19 protein-coding genes are annotated in these 18,851 nt (G+C 34.1%); 10 read left to right on the top strand and 9 right to left on the bottom strand.

The window, feature by feature from the left end; translation table 11 throughout:
• Positions 1 to 19: 19 nt before the first annotated feature.
• The 3 genes from KKQ76_RS10110 to KKQ76_RS10120 are packed head-to-tail and all read left to right on the top strand — an operon-like array spanning position 20 to position 3,320.
• A complete protein-coding gene (locus KKQ76_RS10110; RefSeq protein WP_213197029.1) occupies positions 20 to 2,104 on the top strand; it encodes an LTA synthase family protein in 2,085 nt (694 codons plus the stop codon).
• A 45-nt stretch (positions 2,105 to 2,149) separates the two neighbouring features.
• A complete protein-coding gene (gene ypfJ, locus KKQ76_RS10115) occupies positions 2,150 to 3,001 on the top strand; it encodes a KPN_02809 family neutral zinc metallopeptidase (RefSeq protein ID WP_213197030.1) in 852 nt (283 codons plus the stop codon).
• Between the two features lie 7 nt (positions 3,002 to 3,008).
• Complete coding sequence (locus KKQ76_RS10120; protein WP_213197031.1) at positions 3,009 to 3,320, top strand: hypothetical protein; 312 nt, start codon at positions 3,009 to 3,011, stop codon at positions 3,318 to 3,320.
• An 82-nt stretch (positions 3,321 to 3,402) separates the two neighbouring features.
• Here the strand turns inward: KKQ76_RS10120 and KKQ76_RS10125 are convergent, their stop codons facing one another.
• The gene (locus tag KKQ76_RS10125; RefSeq protein ID WP_213197032.1) at positions 3,403 to 3,939 is read right to left on the bottom strand and encodes an RNA methyltransferase; all 537 of its coding nucleotides are present in this window, start codon (positions 3,937 to 3,939) and stop codon (positions 3,403 to 3,405) included.
• Between the two features lie 83 nt (positions 3,940 to 4,022).
• Between KKQ76_RS10125 and mutS the strand changes: the two genes are divergently transcribed.
• Entirely contained in the window at positions 4,023 to 6,602 is a 2,580-nt protein-coding gene (gene mutS, locus KKQ76_RS10130; protein WP_213197033.1) for a DNA mismatch repair protein MutS, read from the top strand.
• A 98-nt stretch (positions 6,603 to 6,700) separates the two neighbouring features.
• On the opposite strand, the gene KKQ76_RS10135 is transcribed toward mutS, so the two are convergent.
• Both KKQ76_RS10135 and KKQ76_RS10140 read right to left on the bottom strand, forming a co-directional pair.
• Positions 6,701 to 7,024, bottom strand: a complete 324-nt coding sequence (locus tag KKQ76_RS10135) for an energy transducer TonB (protein ID WP_213197034.1) — start codon at positions 7,022 to 7,024, stop codon at positions 6,701 to 6,703.
• A 1-nt stretch (position 7,025) separates the two neighbouring features.
• Complete coding sequence (locus KKQ76_RS10140) at positions 7,026 to 7,463, bottom strand: hypothetical protein (RefSeq protein ID WP_213197035.1); 438 nt, start codon at positions 7,461 to 7,463, stop codon at positions 7,026 to 7,028.
• A 28-nt stretch (positions 7,464 to 7,491) separates the two neighbouring features.
• Here KKQ76_RS10140 and KKQ76_RS10145 point away from each other — a divergent pair, with 28 nt between their 5' ends.
• Entirely contained in the window at positions 7,492 to 7,860 is a 369-nt protein-coding gene (locus KKQ76_RS10145; protein ID WP_213197036.1) for a ribosomal maturation YjgA family protein, read from the top strand.
• Positions 7,857 to 9,212 (top strand): DUF4403 family protein, encoded by a 1,356-nt coding sequence (locus tag KKQ76_RS10150; RefSeq protein ID WP_213197037.1) that lies wholly within the window; start codon positions 7,857 to 7,859, stop codon positions 9,210 to 9,212. Before KKQ76_RS10145 ends, KKQ76_RS10150 begins: the two co-directional genes overlap by 4 nt.
• Before the next feature lie 105 nt (positions 9,213 to 9,317).
• Here the strand turns inward: KKQ76_RS10150 and KKQ76_RS10155 are convergent, their stop codons facing one another.
• Complete coding sequence (locus KKQ76_RS10155; protein ID WP_213197038.1) at positions 9,318 to 10,529, bottom strand: BaiN/RdsA family NAD(P)/FAD-dependent oxidoreductase; 1,212 nt, start codon at positions 10,527 to 10,529, stop codon at positions 9,318 to 9,320.
• Between the two features lie 265 nt (positions 10,530 to 10,794).
• On the opposite strand from KKQ76_RS10155, the gene KKQ76_RS10160 reads away from it, so the two are divergent.
• Positions 10,795 to 11,295, top strand: coding sequence for an acyl-CoA thioesterase (locus KKQ76_RS10160; protein WP_104793124.1), 501 nt, complete (start codon positions 10,795 to 10,797; stop codon positions 11,293 to 11,295).
• Positions 11,296 to 11,346: 51 nt separating this feature from the next.
• Positions 11,347 to 12,399 (top strand): thiamine-phosphate kinase, encoded by a 1,053-nt coding sequence (gene thiL, locus KKQ76_RS10165; protein WP_213197039.1) that lies wholly within the window; start codon positions 11,347 to 11,349, stop codon positions 12,397 to 12,399.
• A 90-nt stretch (positions 12,400 to 12,489) separates the two neighbouring features.
• On the opposite strand, the gene KKQ76_RS10170 is transcribed toward thiL, so the two are convergent.
• On the bottom strand, positions 12,490 to 13,341 hold the full coding sequence (locus KKQ76_RS10170; protein WP_213197040.1) for a UDP-2,3-diacylglucosamine diphosphatase: 852 nt from the start codon (positions 13,339 to 13,341) through the stop codon (positions 12,490 to 12,492).
• 102 nt (positions 13,342 to 13,443) lie between these two features.
• Positions 13,444 to 14,694, bottom strand: a complete 1,251-nt coding sequence (pepT, locus tag KKQ76_RS10175; RefSeq protein ID WP_213197041.1) for a peptidase T — start codon at positions 14,692 to 14,694, stop codon at positions 13,444 to 13,446.
• A 302-nt stretch (positions 14,695 to 14,996) separates the two neighbouring features.
• Here pepT and KKQ76_RS10180 point away from each other — a divergent pair, with 302 nt between their 5' ends.
• Positions 14,997 to 15,842, top strand: coding sequence for a hydroxymethylglutaryl-CoA lyase (locus tag KKQ76_RS10180; protein WP_213197042.1), 846 nt, complete (start codon positions 14,997 to 14,999; stop codon positions 15,840 to 15,842).
• Positions 15,843 to 16,261: 419 nt separating this feature from the next.
• Positions 16,262 to 17,137, top strand: a complete 876-nt coding sequence (locus KKQ76_RS10185) for a sulfurtransferase (RefSeq protein WP_213197043.1) — start codon at positions 16,262 to 16,264, stop codon at positions 17,135 to 17,137.
• Positions 17,138 to 17,242: 105 nt separating this feature from the next.
• Here the strand turns inward: KKQ76_RS10185 and KKQ76_RS10190 are convergent, their stop codons facing one another.
• From KKQ76_RS10190 to KKQ76_RS10200, 3 genes are read right to left on the bottom strand one after another with little or no spacing between them, the layout of a single operon-like run.
• Positions 17,243 to 17,572 (bottom strand): SUF system Fe-S cluster assembly protein, encoded by a 330-nt coding sequence (locus KKQ76_RS10190; RefSeq protein ID WP_069799686.1) that lies wholly within the window; start codon positions 17,570 to 17,572, stop codon positions 17,243 to 17,245.
• 21 nt (positions 17,573 to 17,593) lie between these two features.
• Entirely contained in the window at positions 17,594 to 18,292 is a 699-nt protein-coding gene (locus tag KKQ76_RS10195; RefSeq protein ID WP_213197044.1) for a 3'-5' exonuclease, read from the bottom strand.
• A gap of 28 nt (positions 18,293 to 18,320) precedes the next feature.
• The gene (locus KKQ76_RS10200; RefSeq protein ID WP_213197045.1) at positions 18,321 to 18,830 is read right to left on the bottom strand and encodes a hypothetical protein; all 510 of its coding nucleotides are present in this window, start codon (positions 18,828 to 18,830) and stop codon (positions 18,321 to 18,323) included.
• Positions 18,831 to 18,851 lie beyond the last annotated feature (21 nt).

Consider the following 18,851-nt stretch of genomic DNA (forward strand, 5'->3'; position numbering starts at 1 on the left):
ATCTCAAAATTGTATTAAAATGTATCTTCAAAAAGTAAAACCTTTTCTCTATTTAGGGATTTTTTACCTTATCGTTTCCTTTTTATTAAGGTTAGTATTTGTATTCCACCCGATTACCACTGCAGATTTTTCTTTTGCAGAAATATTGAAGGTTACTTCAGTAGGATTAGTGAATGACATTTTGGTATTTACAATTGCCAGTAGCTTTTTAGCACTTTATTTTTTATTCCTGTCAAACGGTAAATATCAAAAACCTTACGGACAAATCATCCTAGGAGTTCTGGTTCTTGCATTTATATACATTTTAGCAACTCCAAATAATATTTTCAAACAATATGGAGGTGGCGTAGTAAAAATTGTTTTAGCATTTTTGGGGCTTAAAATTTTATTTTTTTCATTGATGCTGTTTTTACCAAAACAAAGGCTTAAAATCAGAAACAGTTTATACTTTACCACATTATTTTTGTACGTGCTTTTGATTATTTTCAATGCCGTTTCAGAATATTTCTTCTACAATGAATTTGGGGTTCGTTATAATTTTATCGCGGTAGATTATCTTATTTACACCACTGAAGTTATAGGAAATATTATGGAAAGTTATCCTATCGTTCCTCTGTTTACTGCTATTTTCGTAGTAACAGGATTGGCAACTTGGTGGATTTACAAAAAGACCAAAGACAGCCTTTTACAATTACCTAATTTAGTTCAAAAGTTTACATTATTAGGTGTTTTTGCTATTTTATTGGGAATCAGTTTAAGTTTTTCAGAGAAAATTAACCTTAAAAAAGGAAACATTTTCCAACAGGAAATCGCAGCCAACGGAATGGTAAAATTCTACGAAGCGTTTAGCAATAATACGTTAGATTTTTTCACCTTCTATCCTACTGTTGACCAAAAAACCGCAGAAAAAAACACTCTGCTTCCTTTAGGAACCACTACTTTAAATAGAACTATCACTTCTGAGAAACCAGAATTACAAAAAAATGTAGTTCTCATTTCTATAGAAAGTTTGTCCGCAGCTTACATGAAAGCTTATGGTTACGAAGAAAGTGTAACTCCTTTCTTAGACCAATTGGCACAAAAAAGTTTATTTTTCACCAATTTATACGCCACAGGAAACAGAACGGTAAGAGGTTTAGAAGCATTAACGCTTTGTATTCCTCCAACTGCTGGAGAAAGTGTTATTAAAAGAGAAAAAGAAAACAAAAATAAATTCACCACAGGAAGCGTTTTTAAGTCAAAAGGTTACAGCGTAAAATATTTATACGGCGGTTACAGCTATTTTGACAACATGAAAGATTTCTACGCAGGAAATGGTTACGAAATTGTAGATAGAGATAATTTCACTCCAGAAGAAATCACTTTTGCAAATGTTTGGGGTGTTTGTGACGAAGATATGGCCAAAAAAGCCATTAGCGAAATGAACAAAGATTATAAAGCTGGTAAACCATTCTTCCATCATTGGATGACGGTTTCTAACCACAGACCTTTTACTTATCCAGAAGGGAAAATAGACATTCCTGCAGATTCTAAATCTAGAAAAGGTGGCGTAAAATACACCGATTATTCTATCATGAAATTTTTTGAAATGGCTCAAAAACAGCCTTGGTTCAAAAATACCGTTTTCGTGATTGTAGCAGACCATTGTTCATCTAGTGCTGGTAAAACAGAACTCCCAATGGATAAATACAGAATTCCTGCGATGATTTATGCTCCAGAATTTGTGGCTCCACAGAAATTCTCACAAATTACCTCTCAGATAGATGTGATGCCTACCGTTTTGGGATTATTGAATTTCAAATATCAATCTAAATTTTTAGGTCAAGATGTTTTCTCTAAAAATTTCGTTCCTAGAGCGTATATTGCAACGTATCAGGATTTAGGATTCGTAAAAGACAATTACCTTACGGTGATTTCTCCTACTAAAAATATTAAACAATATCAATTAGTTCAAAAACCTAATACCAATACCACAACTGAGTTTAACATTTATTACACCGAAAATCTTTTACAAGACAATCCTAGAAAAGATTTGGTAGATCAAACCATTTCAAATTATCAAAGTACAAGCTTTTGGCTAAAAAATAAAATGCTCGACAAATAATTTTTTATTACATTTATCCATCATTAAATCTAAAATATTAAAATTATGAAATGGACAAATGACAGAGCAGATAACGTAGATGATAGAAGAGGTTCTGGCGGTGGCGGAATGCTAGTTGGTGGTGGATTAGGAACCTTAATCATTGCTGCAATTATATTTTTCTTGGGAGGTGATCCTTCTGCTATTTTAAGTAATGGTGTTGGAAACGCTCCTCAAACGGAACAAAGAGAACTCACTGCCGAAGAAGTTAAGGTAAGAGAATTTGTAAGAATGCTTTCTGCAGAAAATAACCAAACTTGGACTAAAATTTTCTCTGAAAACGGAATGCAATACAAAGAACCGAAAATTGTACTCTTCGAAAATGTAACGCAATCTGGCTGCGGAACTGCACAAGCTGCGATGGGACCTTTTTATTGCCCTGCAGATGAAACGGTTTACATGGATATGAGTTTCTTTGGGGAAATGCAACAGAAATTTGGCGCTCGAGTTACAGAATTTACGGTGGCCTATGTTTTAGCTCACGAAATTGGGCATCACATCCAGACGATTTTAGGAACTACTCAACAAGTAGATAAAATGCGCAGAAGCGGACAATATTCCGAGGGTGAAATGAATAAAACTTCGGTAGCTACAGAATTACAGGCAGATTTCTACGCAGGTTTATGGGCAAAACAAACCGATAACAGAGAAAAATTTCTTGATCCTCAAGATATTCAGAGCGCTATGGAAGCAGCAGCAGCAGTAGGCGATGATAATATTCAAAAAAGAACGGCGGGTTATGTAAACCAAGAAGCTTTTACTCATGGTAGCTCTAAACAACGTGTGGAATGGTTCATGAAAGGTTATAATTCTGGAGATATTACCCAAGGAAATACTTTTGACCAACTTTTAAGATAATATCAAGATGAAAACCCATCATTTATTAATTCCAAAAAATATTATTTTTCCCATATCAATACTAGGATTTATATTTACTGTGTTAGGCACTTTACTTAAACTCTCTCATTTGAGTTTTGGAATATTTACTCCAAATTTAGTACTATCAATTTCAATTGTTTTTACGTTGCTTGCAATTTTTGTAGTTTTATTAGATATTATTAAAAATCCTATAAAAAATAAATTTTTATGGATTATTCCTCTACTATTTGTAGGAAATATTGTTTCAATGATTTATTTAATGAATAGAGAATCTCATATAAGAAGAGCATTAAGATAATAGCAAATCCCGAACATTTTCGGGACTTATTTTTTTAATTTTGAAAACAATCAACGCTCGCTTCGCTCGCGCCCTTTCAATTCTACTTTAGACCTTTGAAAAATTCCCACATCACAATTCCTCCACAAACCGAAACGTTAAGAGAATGTTTGGTTCCCAACTGTGGAATTTCTAAACATTCGTCTAAATCGGTTAAAATTTCATCTGAAATTCCTTCTACTTCATTGCCTAAAACCAAAGCATATTTTTTAGTTCTATCAATGTTAAAATCCGTAATCATCACAGAATTAGTAGTCTGTTCTATTCCAACAACTTCGTAACCTAACGTTTTTAAATCTATGACTGCTTCTTTTACGCTCTCATAAAATTGCCAATCTACACTTTCAGTTGCGCCTAATGCTGCTTTGTGAATTTCTCTGTGAGGCGGTTTCGGAGTAATGCCACAAAGAATAATTTTCTCCACCAAAAAAGCATCTGCAGTTCGGAAAGCTGCACCTACATTATGCATACTTCTTACATTATCTAGAATCACCACCAACGGAATTTTCTCCGTCTTTTTGAAGGTTTCTACATCTATTCTTCCTAATTCTTCTAATTTCAGTTTTTTGGTAGGTTGCATTTTCGTATTTTTGGGCAAAATTAAGGTTTTAATTTACAACCTCAAATTTCGAATCTTAAACCTCAAAATTCATACTCTCAAGAATGGCAAAAAAAGAAACTCCGTTAATGACTCAGTACAATACCATCAAGGCGAAATATCCAGATGCGCTATTGCTTTTCAGAGTGGGAGATTTCTACGAAACTTTCGGGCAAGATGCCATTAAAACTTCTCAAATTTTAGGAATAGTTCTTACCAAAAGAGCCAATGGAGAAGGTCATATTGAGTTAGCAGGTTTTCCGCATCATTCTGTAGATTCTTACTTGCCTAAATTGGTAAGAGCCGGAATGCGTGTTGCGATTTGCGATCAATTGGAAGACCCAAAAATGGTCAAAGGAATCGTGAAACGTGGTGTTACTGAATTGGTAACTCCAGGTGTTACGTTTAACGAACAAGTTCTCAATTCCAAAAAAAATAATTTCTTGCTTTCTCTTCACAAAGAAAAAGAGAAGTTTGGGATAGCATTAGTAGATGTTTCTACGGGTGAATTTCTGGTTGCAGAAGGAAATTTAGAGAAATTACTACACATTGTTCACACCTTTGATCCTGCTGAAATTATTTACCAAAGAACCGCCGAAATTCCTTCTCAACTTAAAAATAAAAACTGTTTCAAGCTAGAAGATTGGGCGTATCAATATAATTTTGCTTACGAAAAACTGAATTCTCATTTTAAAACCAAATCTCTAAAAGGGTTCGGGATTGATGAACAAAAATTGGGGATTACCGCAGCTGGAGCGATTTTCGCTTATTTAGTTGAAGATACACATCACGCTCTCTTACAACATATTACCAAAATACAAAGCATTCCGCAAGATGATTATTTGATGATGGATAATTTCACTTTGCGAAATTTAGAAATTGTACATTCTAGCAGTTTTCAAGGGAAATCTTTGCTCGATATCATTGATAAAACTTCCACAGCAATGGGAGGAAGATTGCTTCGCCGAAGATTGATTTTGCCACTAAAATCGGTAAACGAAATCAACCGAAGACTTTCTCTGATTGAATTTTTTAACAATGAAGATTCTTTGAAATTTGAAATTTTAGATTTATTGAAAGGAATTTCAGATTTAGACCGATTGGTAGGAAAATTAGCTGCCGAAAAGATTTCACCGAAAGAACTCGGTTATCTTCGTCAGAGTTTAATTAATATTCAGAAAATCAGAGAATTATTGAGTTCTCATCACGATGTTTTAGCTTGGCTAGAACCTCTGAACAATTTAGAAGAACTTATTTCTTATCTTCAAAATCATTTGAATGAAGAACTTCCGGTAAACCTCAACAAAGGAAATGTGATCAAATCCGAAGTTTCGGAGGAACTTGATAGATTGAGAAATCTTCAAACAAAAGGAAAAGGTTTTTTGGATGAAATGTGCCAAAGAGAAATCGAAAGAACGGGAATTTCTTCACTGAAAATTGATTTCAATAATGTTTTTGGATATTATATCGAGGTTAGAAATACGCATAAAGACAAAGTTCCAGAAGATTGGATTCGTAAACAAACTTTGGTAAATGCGGAACGTTATATTACCGAAGAATTGAAGGAATACGAAACTCAAATTCTCGGCGCAGAAGAAAAAATTTCGCAGATTGAACATCAATTATATCGTCAGGTTTGCGAAAATGTAATGATGTATATTGACCAAATTCAGGAAAATTCTAATTTAATAGCGCAGTTAGATTGTGCGGTTTCGCTTTCAGAATTGGCGATTTCCGAAAATTATACAAAACCTATTCTCAACGAAACTTTTGCGATTGACATTAAAGAGGGAAGACACCCAATAATAGAAAAATCGCTTCCTTTAGGCGAAAAATACATTCCGAATGATGTTTTTTTGGATAAAGATTCTCAACAAATCATTATGGTTACTGGACCAAATATGGCGGGTAAATCTGCGATTTTGAGACAAACTGCAATTATTTGTTTGCTGGCACAAATTGGAAGTTTTGTTCCTGCAAAACATGCCGAAATTGGCATTTTAGACAAAATTTTTACCAGAGTTGGCGCTACCGATAATATTTCTGCTGGCGAATCTACTTTTATGGTAGAAATGAACGAAGCAGCGAATATTTTGAATAATATTTCTGAAAGAAGTTTGATTTTGCTCGATGAAATCGGACGTGGAACTTCTACTTATGACGGGGTTTCTATAGCTTGGGCGATTGCAGAATATCTTCATCAGCATTCTACTCAACCGAAAACACTTTTCGCCACGCATTACCACGAACTCAATGAAATGAGCGTAAATTTTGAGAGAATTAAAAATTTCCACGTGACGATTCAGGAGAATAAAGGCAATATTATTTTTCTCCGAAAATTGGTTTCTGGTGGTAGTGAACACAGTTTCGGGATTCATGTAGCAAAATTGGCAGGAATGCCTTCCAAAGTAGTAAACAGGGCTTCTGAAATTCTAAAAACTTTAGAAAATTCTCGTTCCAACAGTGGTTCTACAGAAAAAATAAAACGGGTGACCGAAGAAAATCTTCAACTTTCTTTCTTCCAACTCGATGATCCTGTTTTAGAAAACATCAGAGAAGAACTTACCAAAATTGACATCAATACTTTAACACCGATTGAAGCCTTAATGAAGTTGAATGCGATTAAAAAGATGATTGGGAAGTAAGGTTTTAATGTATTGATTAGTCAAACGTCAAATAAAGAGGAACTTTAAATCTTTGCCTTGCTGGAAGATTATTAATTAAAGCTGGTGACCATTTAACATCAACTTTTTTTTATTGCGTTTAAAGCTTCTTTATTGAATTGTTTATTCTCACCAGAAACGGAAAAATCACCTAAAGAACCATCTTTTTGAACCACGAAAACAATTACTGTAAAAATTCTACCTTTCTTTTTATATTTTACTTTTGAGGTATCAAAGTTTTTCATTATTAATTTTTTAAAAACTTCAAAACCTTCTGGGAATTCAGCATCTTTGTCTATGCTATAATAAATTTCAGTTTTTTTTCCATCAATAATTGTGTCTTTTACTTGCCCAAAAACAAAACCACTAAAAATAAGAGTGAAAAGTAAAATTAGTTTTCTCATATTATTTAAAATTCATACTGAGTGGCATTCTTAACATGTGTCTTACCACTAAGTTGTTCACTTTTGCTGGAGCATATTTCGTTTTGATGGATTTCAACGTTCTTTCAGCTTCTTTGTTGAAGGATTCATTTTCTCCAATAGCTTTTACATATACAATACTTCCATCAACTTCTACTACATAATACATCACCGTTTTCAGCGTTCCACCATTTGTTTTTTCTAAAGCAGAAGTATCAAAATTCTGAGAAAATTCTTTTCTAAAAGCACTCATTCCTCCTGGAAATGAAGGTTCGGTGTCTATCATAAAAGTAACGGTAGAAATATCTACTAAATTGGCCACTTCTATGGGAATATCTTCTTTACTTAAATTTTTGATAGGCTCTTGTGCGAAAAAGACACCCATAAAAAATACAGCTGTTAATACAATAAATTTTTTCATCGTTTGTTTTTATCAAAGATACAATAATATGATTTTTAATTACAAATATTTCTTAACAACTATATTTCTATTTCTAGCAGAGGTTTCCATCGCTACCGTTTTCAAAGATATTATTTGGTTACGGGCTTATTTTGGTGATGTTTTGGTGGTGATTCTTATTTATACTTTTATGCTAACTTTCCTTGATATTAAAAACAAAATGCTCCTCAACATTGGGGTTTTCTTATTTGCTTGTATCATAGAATTTGCTCAATATTTTCATTTCGCTGAATGGTTTGGGTTAAAAGACAATAAAATTGCCATGATTGTCCTCGGAAATTCTTTTTCTTGGATTGATATTTTGTGCTATGCAATGGGTTCTTTTTGTATTTTTACTTTCCATAAGATTTTAAAATGAGAGTATCACTTCTATTCATATTTTTATCCATTTTCGGATTTTCACAAACTGAAACTTATCAATTTCCTAAGATTCCTTCTAGCATTTCCGTGCCCATTTCTTTGCCGATTTCAGAAATCCAAAGATTAACGAATCAATCCATCACAGGAACACTTTACGAAGACCAATCTTATGAAAATAATGACAGTGACCAACTGAAAACCAAAGTAGAAAAAGATGGCGAAATCACGATGAAAGCATTAACCAACAACCGATTACTATTTTCTGTTCCGCTTAAAATTTGGGCAGAAAAAGGCATTGGAACTTTGGGTTTATACTCTTACCAAGAAACCCAATTCAGAGTGGTGATGAATTTTATTTCATCCGTAGAATTTCTACAAAATTGGCAAGTGAAAACCACTACTTCTACCGCTGGTTTTGTTTGGCGAGAAAAACCCGTCTTAGATTTTGGGAAAATAAAATTTCCTTTAGCCAGCGTCATCGAAAAAATTCTGGTGAAACAACAAAAGGATTTTACCACTGTGATTGATGCGCAAATCCAACAAAAAATGAATCTTCAACCGTATATTCTCAAAGTTTGGAATAATTTTTCTGAACCAATGAAGATTTCTGATGAATACAACACTTGGCTAAAAATTACGCCGCAAACCGTAAAAATGTCGCCACTAGAAATTTACCTTGACAAGATGAAAACTACAGTTTCCATTGATTTGTTCTCGGAAACTTTTGTGGGAACCAAACCTTCGAAAAATCCTTTGGTGAATGCGGTTCCTTATTTTACCCCAGCGCAAAATTTGGGTAGAGAATTTTTACTCAAAACCACCACTAATATTCCTTTTTCTGAAGCTACAGCGATTGCCCAAAAACAATTTCAAGGGAAAGAATTTCCTTTTAACGAAGGGAAATCAAAAATTAAAGTAGAAGACATAAAAGTCTATGCAGAAAACGAAAATGTAGTCATCGAAATTCAAACTTCGGGAAAAATAAATGGCATTTCTTATATCAAAGGAAAACTCATTTATGACGCCCAAAAACATAAAATAGGATTCACCAAATCTGATTTTAAACTGAAAACCAAAAATATTTTTCATAAAGCAATCACTTCACTTTTTGAAGGAAAAATCGTGAAAATGATTGAACAAGACTACGGAATTCCGTTTTTAGAACTCGAAAACGCATCAAAAAAATCTATTGAAGAAAGCTTCAACAAAGAATACCAAAAAGGATTTAAACTTTCGGGAAAAGTAATGGATTTTAAACCTACGGAATTCTTAATTTCTGAAGACCATATTACGACGGTAGTTGATATTTATGCAAAAGTAGAACTGAAAATCGAAGGAATGAGTTTTTAGAATTTCATGCAGTTGTCATTCTGAATGGAGCGTAGCGAAATAAAGAATCTTATCAAATAGATTCTTCACTCCATTTCATTTCGTTCAGAATGACAAAAATGTACCTTATTTAGCATTCAATTCTTGCGCAATCAGCCATGCTTCGCTCCAACAAGCTTGGAAATTAAACCCTCCAGTTACAGCGTCAATATTCAGAACTTCTCCTGCAATGTAGAAATTTTCCAAAATTTTAGATTCCATCGTTTTGAAATTTATCTCCTTCAAATCTACACCACCTGCAGTTACAAATTCATCTTTAAAGGTAGATTTCCCCTTGACTTGCATTGTGTTTTCGCAAAGATTTTCTAGAATTTTCTGAAGTTCTTGCTTGGTGATGTGAGAAATATTTTTCTCCAAATCTATCTTAGACAACCAAAGAATTCTGAGCCAAAAACGAGTCGTAATTTCAAAAATTTTCGCATTCCCAATAGTTTTCTTGGGATTTTCTTCTCTGTAATTTTTAAAAACTTCTTCCGCTTGTTCTTTGTCTATGCCTATGAAATTGACTTTAATTTCAAAATTATATTTCAAATCGGAAAGTTCTCTCACTTTCCACGCAGAAAGTTTTAAAATTGCAGGCCCAGAAAGTCCCCAATGTGTTATCAAAAGCGGCCCGAATTCTTCCATTTTTAATTTTGGAATTGAAACTTCTGCATAAGGAAAACTTGTTCCCATTAAATCATTCAGCACATCATTTTTGATATTAAAAGTAAATAATGACGGAACTGGCGAAACAATTTTATGCCCTAAATTTTCAATCATTTTCAAAGATTTCGGCGAACTTCCTGTGGTATAAATCACATAATCGGTGAGGATTTCTCCTTCTTTGGTGATGATTTTATAGCCTTCTTCTAATTTCTGAATTTCTAAAACGACCGATTGTGTTTTGATTTCAAAATTTTTAGCCTGAACTTCTTTCAAGAAACAATCCATAATGGTTTGAGAGGAATTACTTTCCGGGAAAATTCTATTGTCACCTTCTATTTTCAACGAAACATTTCGTTGATCAAACCAATCCATCGTATCTCCCGGTTGAAATTTACTGAAAACACTCAATAACTCTTTGTTTCCTCTAGGATAAAATTTCACCAATTCACGAGGATCAAAGCAGGCATGAGTTACATTGCATCTTCCGCCTCCAGAGATTTTTACTTTTTGGAGGGTTTCATTATTTTGTTCTAAAATAGTAACATAGTATTTTTCTGCATCAAGGTTTGCTGCACAGAAAAATCCTGCAGCACCGCCTCCAATGATGGTAATTTTCTTTTTTGTATTCATCTTTAGGTTTTGGCTAAAGCCAACTGAAATTCTTAATTTGATAAGCGGACTAAAGTCCGCTCCTATTGATGCAAAAATACGATTTTTTAAAACCATGATTATTGCGTATTTTTGAGGCTTGAAAAAAATATGATTTTATAACGGAATTGCGCCCCGAGTTGAGTGGAGCTCTCCCGAGAAAATATTTTTTAAAGAATGTAAAAAATATTTTTTTCGGGAAGCGGGAACGGAACGAGGAATTTGGCGCCATAAAAAATAAAAATTTATGATTTACTACCATAAACACGAAGTTCGCTGGAGCGATATAGATGCCAACAGACATTTAGCCAACTCTTCTTATGTGCAATATTGTGCGCAAACGAGAATGGCTTTTATGACGAAACACAAAATGGGGGTTGCTCAACTCAACAGATGGGGAATTGGCCCTGTGATTTTGCACGAAAGATATTCGTTTTTCAAGGAAGTTTATGCTGACCAAGAAGTGATTGTTTCATTAGAAATTTCTGGAAGTTCTGAAGATGCAAGTATTTATCAGTTCACACACAAGTTCTATTTGCCAGACGGTACACATTGTGCAACTGCCGAAGCAACGGGAGTTTGGATTGATATGATGCTAAGAAAAACCACTACTCCACCAGATGATATTTTGGTGGTGATGAATCAGTTTAAAACCGAAAACACTAAACTGCTTTCTAGAGAAGACATTAAAGCATTGCCTTTCCGTCCGGAAAATATAGATGCGAGTTTAATGGATTTAAATCGTTAAATTTTAAAAATTAAGAGTCGAAAATTTTGACTCTTTTTACGCTTTACAATTATGTTAGAAGATCAAAAACCTCAATTAACACCAATTTCTGAATTAGGAGAATTTGGATTGATTAAACACCTTACCGAAAATTTTCCTATTAAGAATTCTTCCACCGAATGTTCTATTGGTGATGACGCCGCAATCATCAATCCTGAAGGAAAAAAAGTAGTGATTACGTCTGATGTTTTAGCAGAAGGAGTGCATTTTAATTTGGGCTATGTTCCATTGAAGCATTTGGGTTACAAAGCAGTTGTTGTAAATCTGAGCGACATTGCTGCAATGAACGCTGTTCCTACTCAGATTTTAGTTTCTATGGCGGTTTCTAACAGATTTCCTGTGGAAGCTCTTGATGAAATTTACGATGGAATTTACAGAGCTTGCGAAAAATACAATGTAGATTTAGTAGGTGGGGACACTACCAGTTCTACCTCTGGTTTAGTGATTACTATTACTGCTATTGGATTAGAAAATTCTGAAAATTTAGTTACCAGAAATGGTGCTAAAACCAATGATTTATTAGTAGTTACCGGAGATTTAGGTGGCGCTTATATGGGTTTACAAATTTTGGAAAGAGAACATACCGTTTATCTAACCAATCCAAATATGCAACCAGAAATGGAAGGCTATGATTATATTTTGGAACGTCAATTAAAACCTGAAGCAAGAACAGACATCAAGAAAACGTTAGAAGAACTCGACATAAAACCAACTTCTATGATTGATGTTTCTGATGGTTTGGCTTCGGAAATCTTGCATCTTTCTGACCAAAGTAAAGTTGGTTTCAGATTGTATGAAGAAAAAATTCCTTTAGACACGCTTACCATTACTACTGCAGATGAATTTAACCTCAATCCTGCAATGTGTGCATTAAGCGGTGGCGAAGATTATGAATTATTGTTCACTATTTCTCCAAATGATTTTGAAAAACTGAGAAATCACCCAGATTTTACGGTGATTGGTCACGCTGTAGATTTGGGACAGGGTAATTTTATGGTTTTACGAGGAAGCAACGAATTGGCGCAAATTACCGCGCAAGGTTGGGATGCTTTTTTGAAAAAATAAATTTCTAAGGAAAATCTCTCGCAGATTTTACGGATTAAGCAGATTATCAAATAATCATCTGCTAGATTTGCTAAATCTGCGAGAATTAATTTAAACTTTTTGAGTTGCAAATTCTGCAAAAACTTTTGGATGAATGAGTTCTTCCATATTGACTGAAATATCATTTTTCTCAATAATAGGTTTTTCAAAATCTTTTTCGTTAAAGAATTTTAAACTCCATTCTCCATGATTGTATTCTAACCAAGAGAGATTCTCAATCCAGTCGCCTGAATTCAGGTAATGAACACTTCCTTTTTCGGTAGCCCAAATTTTATCTGCTGGTTGATGAATATGTCCGCAAATCACATAATCATAATGATTGTTGATGGCAATTTCAGTGGCTTTTTTCTCAAAATCACCAATGAATTTTACCGCTTTTTTCACCGAATTTTTTACTTTTTTAGAGAGCGAAACTTTTCCTTTCCCGAATTTTTCTAAAATCCAATTGATGGCTCTATTCACCAAAATCAACCAATCATAACCCATTCCGCCCAATTTGGCAATAAATTTAGCTCCGCCAGAAGTAGTATGGTCAAAAACGTCTCCGTGAAAAATCCAATGTTTTTTTCCTTCAATTTCTAATAAATATTTATCGGTAAGAAAAAGATTTCCCATCGATAAATCGGTGTATTTTCTTAAAAATTCATCGTGATTTCCGGTGATGTAAATCACTTGAGTTCCTTTTTTCATCATTTTGAAAAACTCACTCAAAACTGCCATGTGAGAATTGGGAAAATATCTTTTAGAAAAAGCCCAACCGTCAATTACATCACCATTGAGAATTAACACTTTCGGAGAAACACTTTTGAGATACGCCACCAATTCTTTGGCATGACAACCATAAGTCCCCAAATGAATGTCTGATAAAACAACTACTTCTACTTCGCGTTTTTGTTTTGCCATAAATAGTTTTTGTAAAATTAGGCTAGAAGTGTTAATTAGTGATTAACAGAGTTTTAAATTTAATCCTTCAAGGATTTAGAATCCTTGAAGGATTGTGTTTATTTATTTCTTCGCTTTCGCGATATTCACAATTACTTTCACGGCTTTTTCCATAGACTCTAGCACCACATATTCATACGGTCCGTGGAAATTTTCTCCCCCTGCAAAAATATTTGGGCAAGGCAATCCCATGTAAGACAATTGTGCACCATCAGTTCCACCTCTAATTGCTTTAATTTTCGGTTCTATGTTGGCGTCTTTCATCGCTTGTTCTGCAATTTCTACTATGTGCATTTTGCCTTCAAATTGCTGTTTCATGTTGCGGTACTGCTCTTTAATTTCTATTTCGGCAGTATTTTCACCGTGTTTTGCATTAAATTCTGCTACTTTTTCGGTGATGAATTTTTTACGATTTTCAAATTTAACAGCATCGTGGTCTCTAATAATGTATTGCAATTTAGCTTCAGAAACATCACCTTTAATTTCCATTAAATGATAAAAACCTTCAAAACCTTTGGTTGTAGCTGGTGTTTCATTAGCAGGTAACATCTGTGCAAATTCCACTGCGAGAAGTCCTGCATTTTTCATTTGACCAAAAGCATAACCAGGGTGAACAGAAAGTCCGTTAATTTTCACCACTGCTCCTGCTGCATTGAAATTTTCGTATTCTAATTCTCCCACTTCACTTCCGTCCATTGTATACGCATATTCTGCCCCAAATCTCGCCACATTAAACTTATGAGCTCCTCTTCCAATTTCTTCGTCTGGTGTAAAACCAATCGCAATTCTTCCGTGTTTAATTTCTGGATGCGCCAAAAGATATTCTGCAGCGGTTACAATTTCTGCAACTCCCGCTTTGTCATCAGCTCCAAGAAGCGAAGTTCCGTCTGTAGTAATCAAAGTTTTTCCTACATATTTTTTCAGACTTGGGAATTTTTCAGAAGAAAGGGTGAACCCCGTTTCTTGGTTGAGCAACAAATCTCCACCGTTGTAATCTTCCCAAATTTGTGGATTTACATCTTTCCCGTTAAAATCTGGTGAAGTATCATAATGTGCAATAAAACCTACAGTTGGCTCATTTTCAGAAATATTAGAAGGAACATACGCCATGATGTAACCATTTTCGTCCATAGAAACATCAGAAAGTCCTAAATCTTGCAATTCTTGGAAGATGTATTTCGCTATGTCCCATTGCTGTGGAGAAGAAGGCGTAGTTTCGCTTTCTGCATCACTGGTTGAATATATTTTTACATAAGTAAGAAAACGGTTCAGAAGACGCATTTTCCATTCGTGATTGAATTCTATTGTCTGCATTTCTTTATTTTTATTTCTCACAAATTTACAGATTTTTGACGGGATGATGGATGTTAGATGATGGATGTTTCTTAAAAAATATTTGGCGCCAAATTCCAGCTTTCGCTACTCGCTTTTTTTCTAAAAATTCATCTTCTAAGCCATCTTTTCAAAATTTTTAGAAAAAAGAGCTCAAACACGCCGCTCAATCTGGGGCGCAGTTTGGTGCACAGAATCAAGGGTTTTCATAAAATTGACTTTCCTTTTTCTTTTGGTCAAAAAAATCGTATTTTTAGGCAAGAAATAAAATCTAAAAATTAGAAATGTTTTTAACTGAATGTCCACGAGACGCCATGCAAGGTTGGGGAGAATTTATTCCCACTCAAAAAAAGATTGATTACATTAATGCATTGATGGAAGTAGGCTTTGATGTACTCGATTGTGGAAGTTTCGTGTCGCCTAAAGCCATTCCTCAAATGGCAGATACTAAAGACGTAATCCCCGAAATTCAGAAAAAAAATAACACCAAAATTTCTGTCATCGTAGCCAATCTTTCTGGCGCAGAACGTGCCTTGAAGCATGAAAACGTTGATATTTTAGGCTTTCCTTTTTCTATTTCTGAAACTTTTCAGTACAGAAACACCAATAAAAACCAAGAAGAAGCGTATGAAGAAATTGTTAAAATTTGGGAGTTGGTACAATCCGAAAATAGAGAATTGAACCTTTATTTTTCTATGGCTTTCGGAAATCCTTATGGCGAAATCTGGAAATGGCAAGATGTAGAATTTTGGGCGAAAAGATTTGCGGAAATTGGCATCAAAAATATATTGCTTTCAGATACTACGGGAACAGGAAATGTAGAGCGGATTTCGCAATTGTTTGAAAAAATTCCTGCGCAGTTTCCTGATATTCATTTTGGAGCGCATTTTCATAATAAATACGAAGATTCTTACGTAAAACTGAAAGCGGCTTACGATAAAGGTTGCAGAAGATTTGACTCTGCAATTAAAGGAATTGGCGGTTGTCCTTATGCAAAAGATGATTTGGTAGGAAATATGCCAACGGAACAAGTCATAAATTTTATGGCATCTGAAAAAATAGACCACAAACTGAACCTTCTTAATTTTGAAGCAGCTTGGAATAGAGCAAAAGATATTTTTAAGTTTTAAATAAAATATAATGATAGAAACCTTTGAAGAAAGTCCAGTTTTAGCAAGTTTAGGCTTAGTTACTTTCATCATTGTTATCTTCTCTGTGTTTGTAATTCCAGTGATGGTAATAATATCAACCTATAATTTCTTCAAAAAAAGAGGCAATAAAACACTGTCAATATTAATTCCAAGTTTGCTGCTATTAATACACATTTTCTTAATTTCATATATAATATTCTTTCAATGAAACCCATCATCACCGCAACTGAACTTCAAGAAATTTTCAATTAAGAAAAATTGTCTTTAAATTTAACTGCTCACAGATTGCACTGATAAACACTTCGCTTTGCGAAGCATTTTAATGCCTTTGCTGAGTGAAACGACTTAAAATTTAAAGAAATAAATAAAAATCTTTGCGTTTAAAAAAAATATACACAATGAAACCCATCATCACCGCAACCGAACTTTCAGAAATTTTCCATCAAGAAAACTTAGTAATTCTTGATGCGAGAACGGGAAAAGAAGCTCGTGAAAATTATCTACAAAATCACATTAAAAGTGCTAGGTTTATCGACCTTGACAAAGATTTAGCAGAAATTGGCGAAGATGCAGCTTTCGGAGGAAGACATCCTTTGCCAAAGATTTCAAAATTTGCAGAGACTCTGCAAAATTTAGGAATTTCAGAGGATTCTCACATTGTGGTTTATGACACTTCCAATGGCGCAAATGCAGCGGCTCGTTGTTGGTGGATGTTAAAATCTTTTGGAATTGAAAAAGTTCAGGTTTTGAATGGTGGATTTCAAACGGCAGAAAAGACAGGGATTCCTTTAAAATCTGGAGAAGAAATTTTTGAAAAAACATCATTTATCTTGAAAGAAAATTGGAGTTGGCCAACCTCAACTTTAGAAGAGGTAGAAAAAGAAATTACCGAAAATTCTGCTACCGTCATAGATGTAAGAGATGCTTACAGATACCGTGGTGAAAGCGAACCAATAGATTTAGTAGCAGGACATATTCCTGGTGCGATTAACATTCCTTTTTCTGAAAATTTAGATGAAAATGGCGAATTTCTTTCTCCTGAAATTTTAAAAGAAAAATATCAAAAAATATTAGCAGATGTTTCGACTCCGCTCAACATGACAAAAAAACTCATTATTCATTGTGGTTCTGGAGTTACTGCTTGTCATACGATTTTGGCTTTAGACTATGCTGGTTTCGTCACACTGAGCGGAGCCGAAGTGCCGAATTTATATGTTGGATCTTGGAGCGAATGGAGCCGAAGAGAAGGGAAAGAAATTGCGACTGAAATTTAGCGTTCGCATCTGTGAGATTTATATAAAAAACGCGCTGAAAAATTTCAGCGCGTTTAATATTTTATCAACGGATTACTTTATTATTTTATTCCTTCTAATGACGGTTTAAAATAAAATTCCTAATTCAAATTTTGCTTCTTCGCTCATCATATCTTTGTTCCAACTTGGCTCAAAAGTCAATTCTAAATCTACAGATTTTACATTTTCTACAGCTGCTACTTTTTCTTTTACTTCTTGAGGTAGAGATTCTGCTACAGGACAATTCGGTGTAGTAAGAGTCATCACCACTTTTACATCTCCATCTTCAGAAATTTGCACATCATAAACCAATCCCAATTCGTAGATATCTACAGGAATTTCTGGATCGAAAACGGTTTTTAAGGCTTTAATGATATTTTCACCTATATCTGCAATTTGTTCGTCTGTATATTTCATAATTCTTAATACATTTGAGATTTAATCTTCTCTTCTTTCTAATAAATCTTCTTGTCTCATTTTGCGAAAGATATTGGCCAAAGTTAAGACATCTTTTTCGCAATATTTTACAATTCTCGGCAAGTCTTTTTCTATATAATAGATAGACGAGACCAAAGAACCATCTATATCATCTTTGGGAGTAGGAACGCCAAAAATATGCGCCATTAATTCCAAAGAAATAAAGCTTTTCCAATCACCAAATTTCCACAATTCCATCGTATCAAGATGCGGGATTTCCCAAGGTTTTTTTCCAAACATCTGGAACGGAATTGGCGGTTGCATTCCATTGATGAGAAATCTTCTAGCAATCCAAGGAAAATCAAATTCTTTTCCGTTGTGTGCACACAAAATTACGTTTTGCAACTTCGGGCGATTGAAAATTTCTCCAAATTCTTTTAATAATTCTTCTTCATGGTCTCCTGCAAAACTTCTGATGAGAATTTTATTGTTTTTATCATAAATCCCAATAGAAATGCAAATAATTTTACCAAATTCTGCCATTATTCCAGCTCTATCTCTGTAAAAATCAGCAGCAGAAATATCTTCTTCTCTTTGTCTTGCAGTTTTTTTGTCCCAAAGTTTTTGTTCGGTTTCAGAAAGCTCTGCAAAATTACTTACTTGCGGAACGGTTTCTATATCCAGAAAAAGCACTTTTTCTATCGGAATATTTTTTATCATTTTGGTTGGTTTTAGTTTTTTTTAAAAATTATGGTTGAACAGATATAAGTTCCTCCACTTCTTTTTTCTGTTCTGCATATTTCTGCTGCAATTCAGAACCATCGCCCATTCTTCTATAATATTCTAAAGCTTTGCCACCAAATTGTTTAATGTAAAATGGTGAAAGCTCAGGAATTTGTGGAAAAACTTTATGAAAAAGCATTTCATAATATGCTTGAAATTCCCTTTCATTTTTATCTTCCACTAGAGAATTTGGGTCTTTTTGACGAACATGAAGCATTTCGTGAGCCACCATATTCAAAACCAATTTGATATCAAAATCAAATAGATTTCTAGGAATTTTTACGATTTGCTTTTCTCCTATTTCTCCTTCTGCAGTTAATAAAAGTCCATCATTTTTCAGTTCTTCTCTAAACCCAAAACCTGCAAAATTCTCGTGTTCTATGTCGAAATTTCTAATCAGATACTTGGCTGCATCTAAAATTTGGTCGCTTTCTTTATACGCTTGAAGATGTAAATGGACTTGTTCTAAATTCATTTCTCAACGAAAATATGAATT

This window comes from Cloacibacterium caeni (genome assembly GCF_907163105.1).
Classification (GTDB): Bacteria; Bacteroidota; Bacteroidia; order Flavobacteriales; family Weeksellaceae; genus Cloacibacterium; species Cloacibacterium caeni_A.

Bases quoted from the DNA above. Each gene is read 5' to 3' on its own strand.
- KKQ76_RS10190 (WP_069799686.1), bottom strand. From the start codon at position 17,572: ATGAAATATACAGACGAACAAATTGCAGATATAGGTGAAAATATCATT.
- pepT (WP_213197041.1), bottom strand. From the start codon at position 14,694: ATGCAGACAATAGAATTCAATCACGAATGGAAAATGCGTCTTCTGAAC.
- KKQ76_RS10140 (WP_213197035.1), bottom strand. From the start codon at position 7,463: ATGAAAAAATTTATTGTATTAACAGCTGTATTTTTTATGGGTGTCTTT.
- KKQ76_RS10155 (WP_213197038.1), bottom strand. From the start codon at position 10,529: ATGAATACAAAAAAGAAAATTACCATCATTGGAGGCGGTGCTGCAGGA.
- ypfJ (WP_213197030.1), top strand. From the start codon at position 2,150: ATGAAATGGACAAATGACAGAGCAGATAACGTAGATGATAGAAGAGGT.
- KKQ76_RS10185 (WP_213197043.1), top strand. From the start codon at position 16,262: ATGAAACCCATCATCACCGCAACCGAACTTTCAGAAATTTTCCATCAA.
- KKQ76_RS10110 (WP_213197029.1), top strand. From the start codon at position 20: ATGTATCTTCAAAAAGTAAAACCTTTTCTCTATTTAGGGATTTTTTAC.
- KKQ76_RS10145 (WP_213197036.1), top strand. From the start codon at position 7,492: ATGATTTTTAATTACAAATATTTCTTAACAACTATATTTCTATTTCTA.
- KKQ76_RS10120 (WP_213197031.1), top strand. From the start codon at position 3,009: ATGAAAACCCATCATTTATTAATTCCAAAAAATATTATTTTTCCCATA.
- KKQ76_RS10200 (WP_213197045.1), bottom strand. From the start codon at position 18,830: ATGAATTTAGAACAAGTCCATTTACATCTTCAAGCGTATAAAGAAAGC.
- KKQ76_RS10180 (WP_213197042.1), top strand. From the start codon at position 14,997: ATGTTTTTAACTGAATGTCCACGAGACGCCATGCAAGGTTGGGGAGAA.
- KKQ76_RS10135 (WP_213197034.1), bottom strand. From the start codon at position 7,024: ATGAGAAAACTAATTTTACTTTTCACTCTTATTTTTAGTGGTTTTGTT.
- KKQ76_RS10150 (WP_213197037.1), top strand. From the start codon at position 7,857: ATGAGAGTATCACTTCTATTCATATTTTTATCCATTTTCGGATTTTCA.
- KKQ76_RS10170 (WP_213197040.1), bottom strand. From the start codon at position 13,341: ATGGCAAAACAAAAACGCGAAGTAGAAGTAGTTGTTTTATCAGACATT.
- thiL (WP_213197039.1), top strand. From the start codon at position 11,347: ATGTTAGAAGATCAAAAACCTCAATTAACACCAATTTCTGAATTAGGA.
- KKQ76_RS10195 (WP_213197044.1), bottom strand. From the start codon at position 18,292: ATGATAAAAAATATTCCGATAGAAAAAGTGCTTTTTCTGGATATAGAA.
- mutS (WP_213197033.1), top strand. From the start codon at position 4,023: ATGGCAAAAAAAGAAACTCCGTTAATGACTCAGTACAATACCATCAAG.
- KKQ76_RS10160 (WP_104793124.1), top strand. From the start codon at position 10,795: ATGATTTACTACCATAAACACGAAGTTCGCTGGAGCGATATAGATGCC.
- KKQ76_RS10125 (WP_213197032.1), bottom strand. From the start codon at position 3,939: ATGCAACCTACCAAAAAACTGAAATTAGAAGAATTAGGAAGAATAGAT.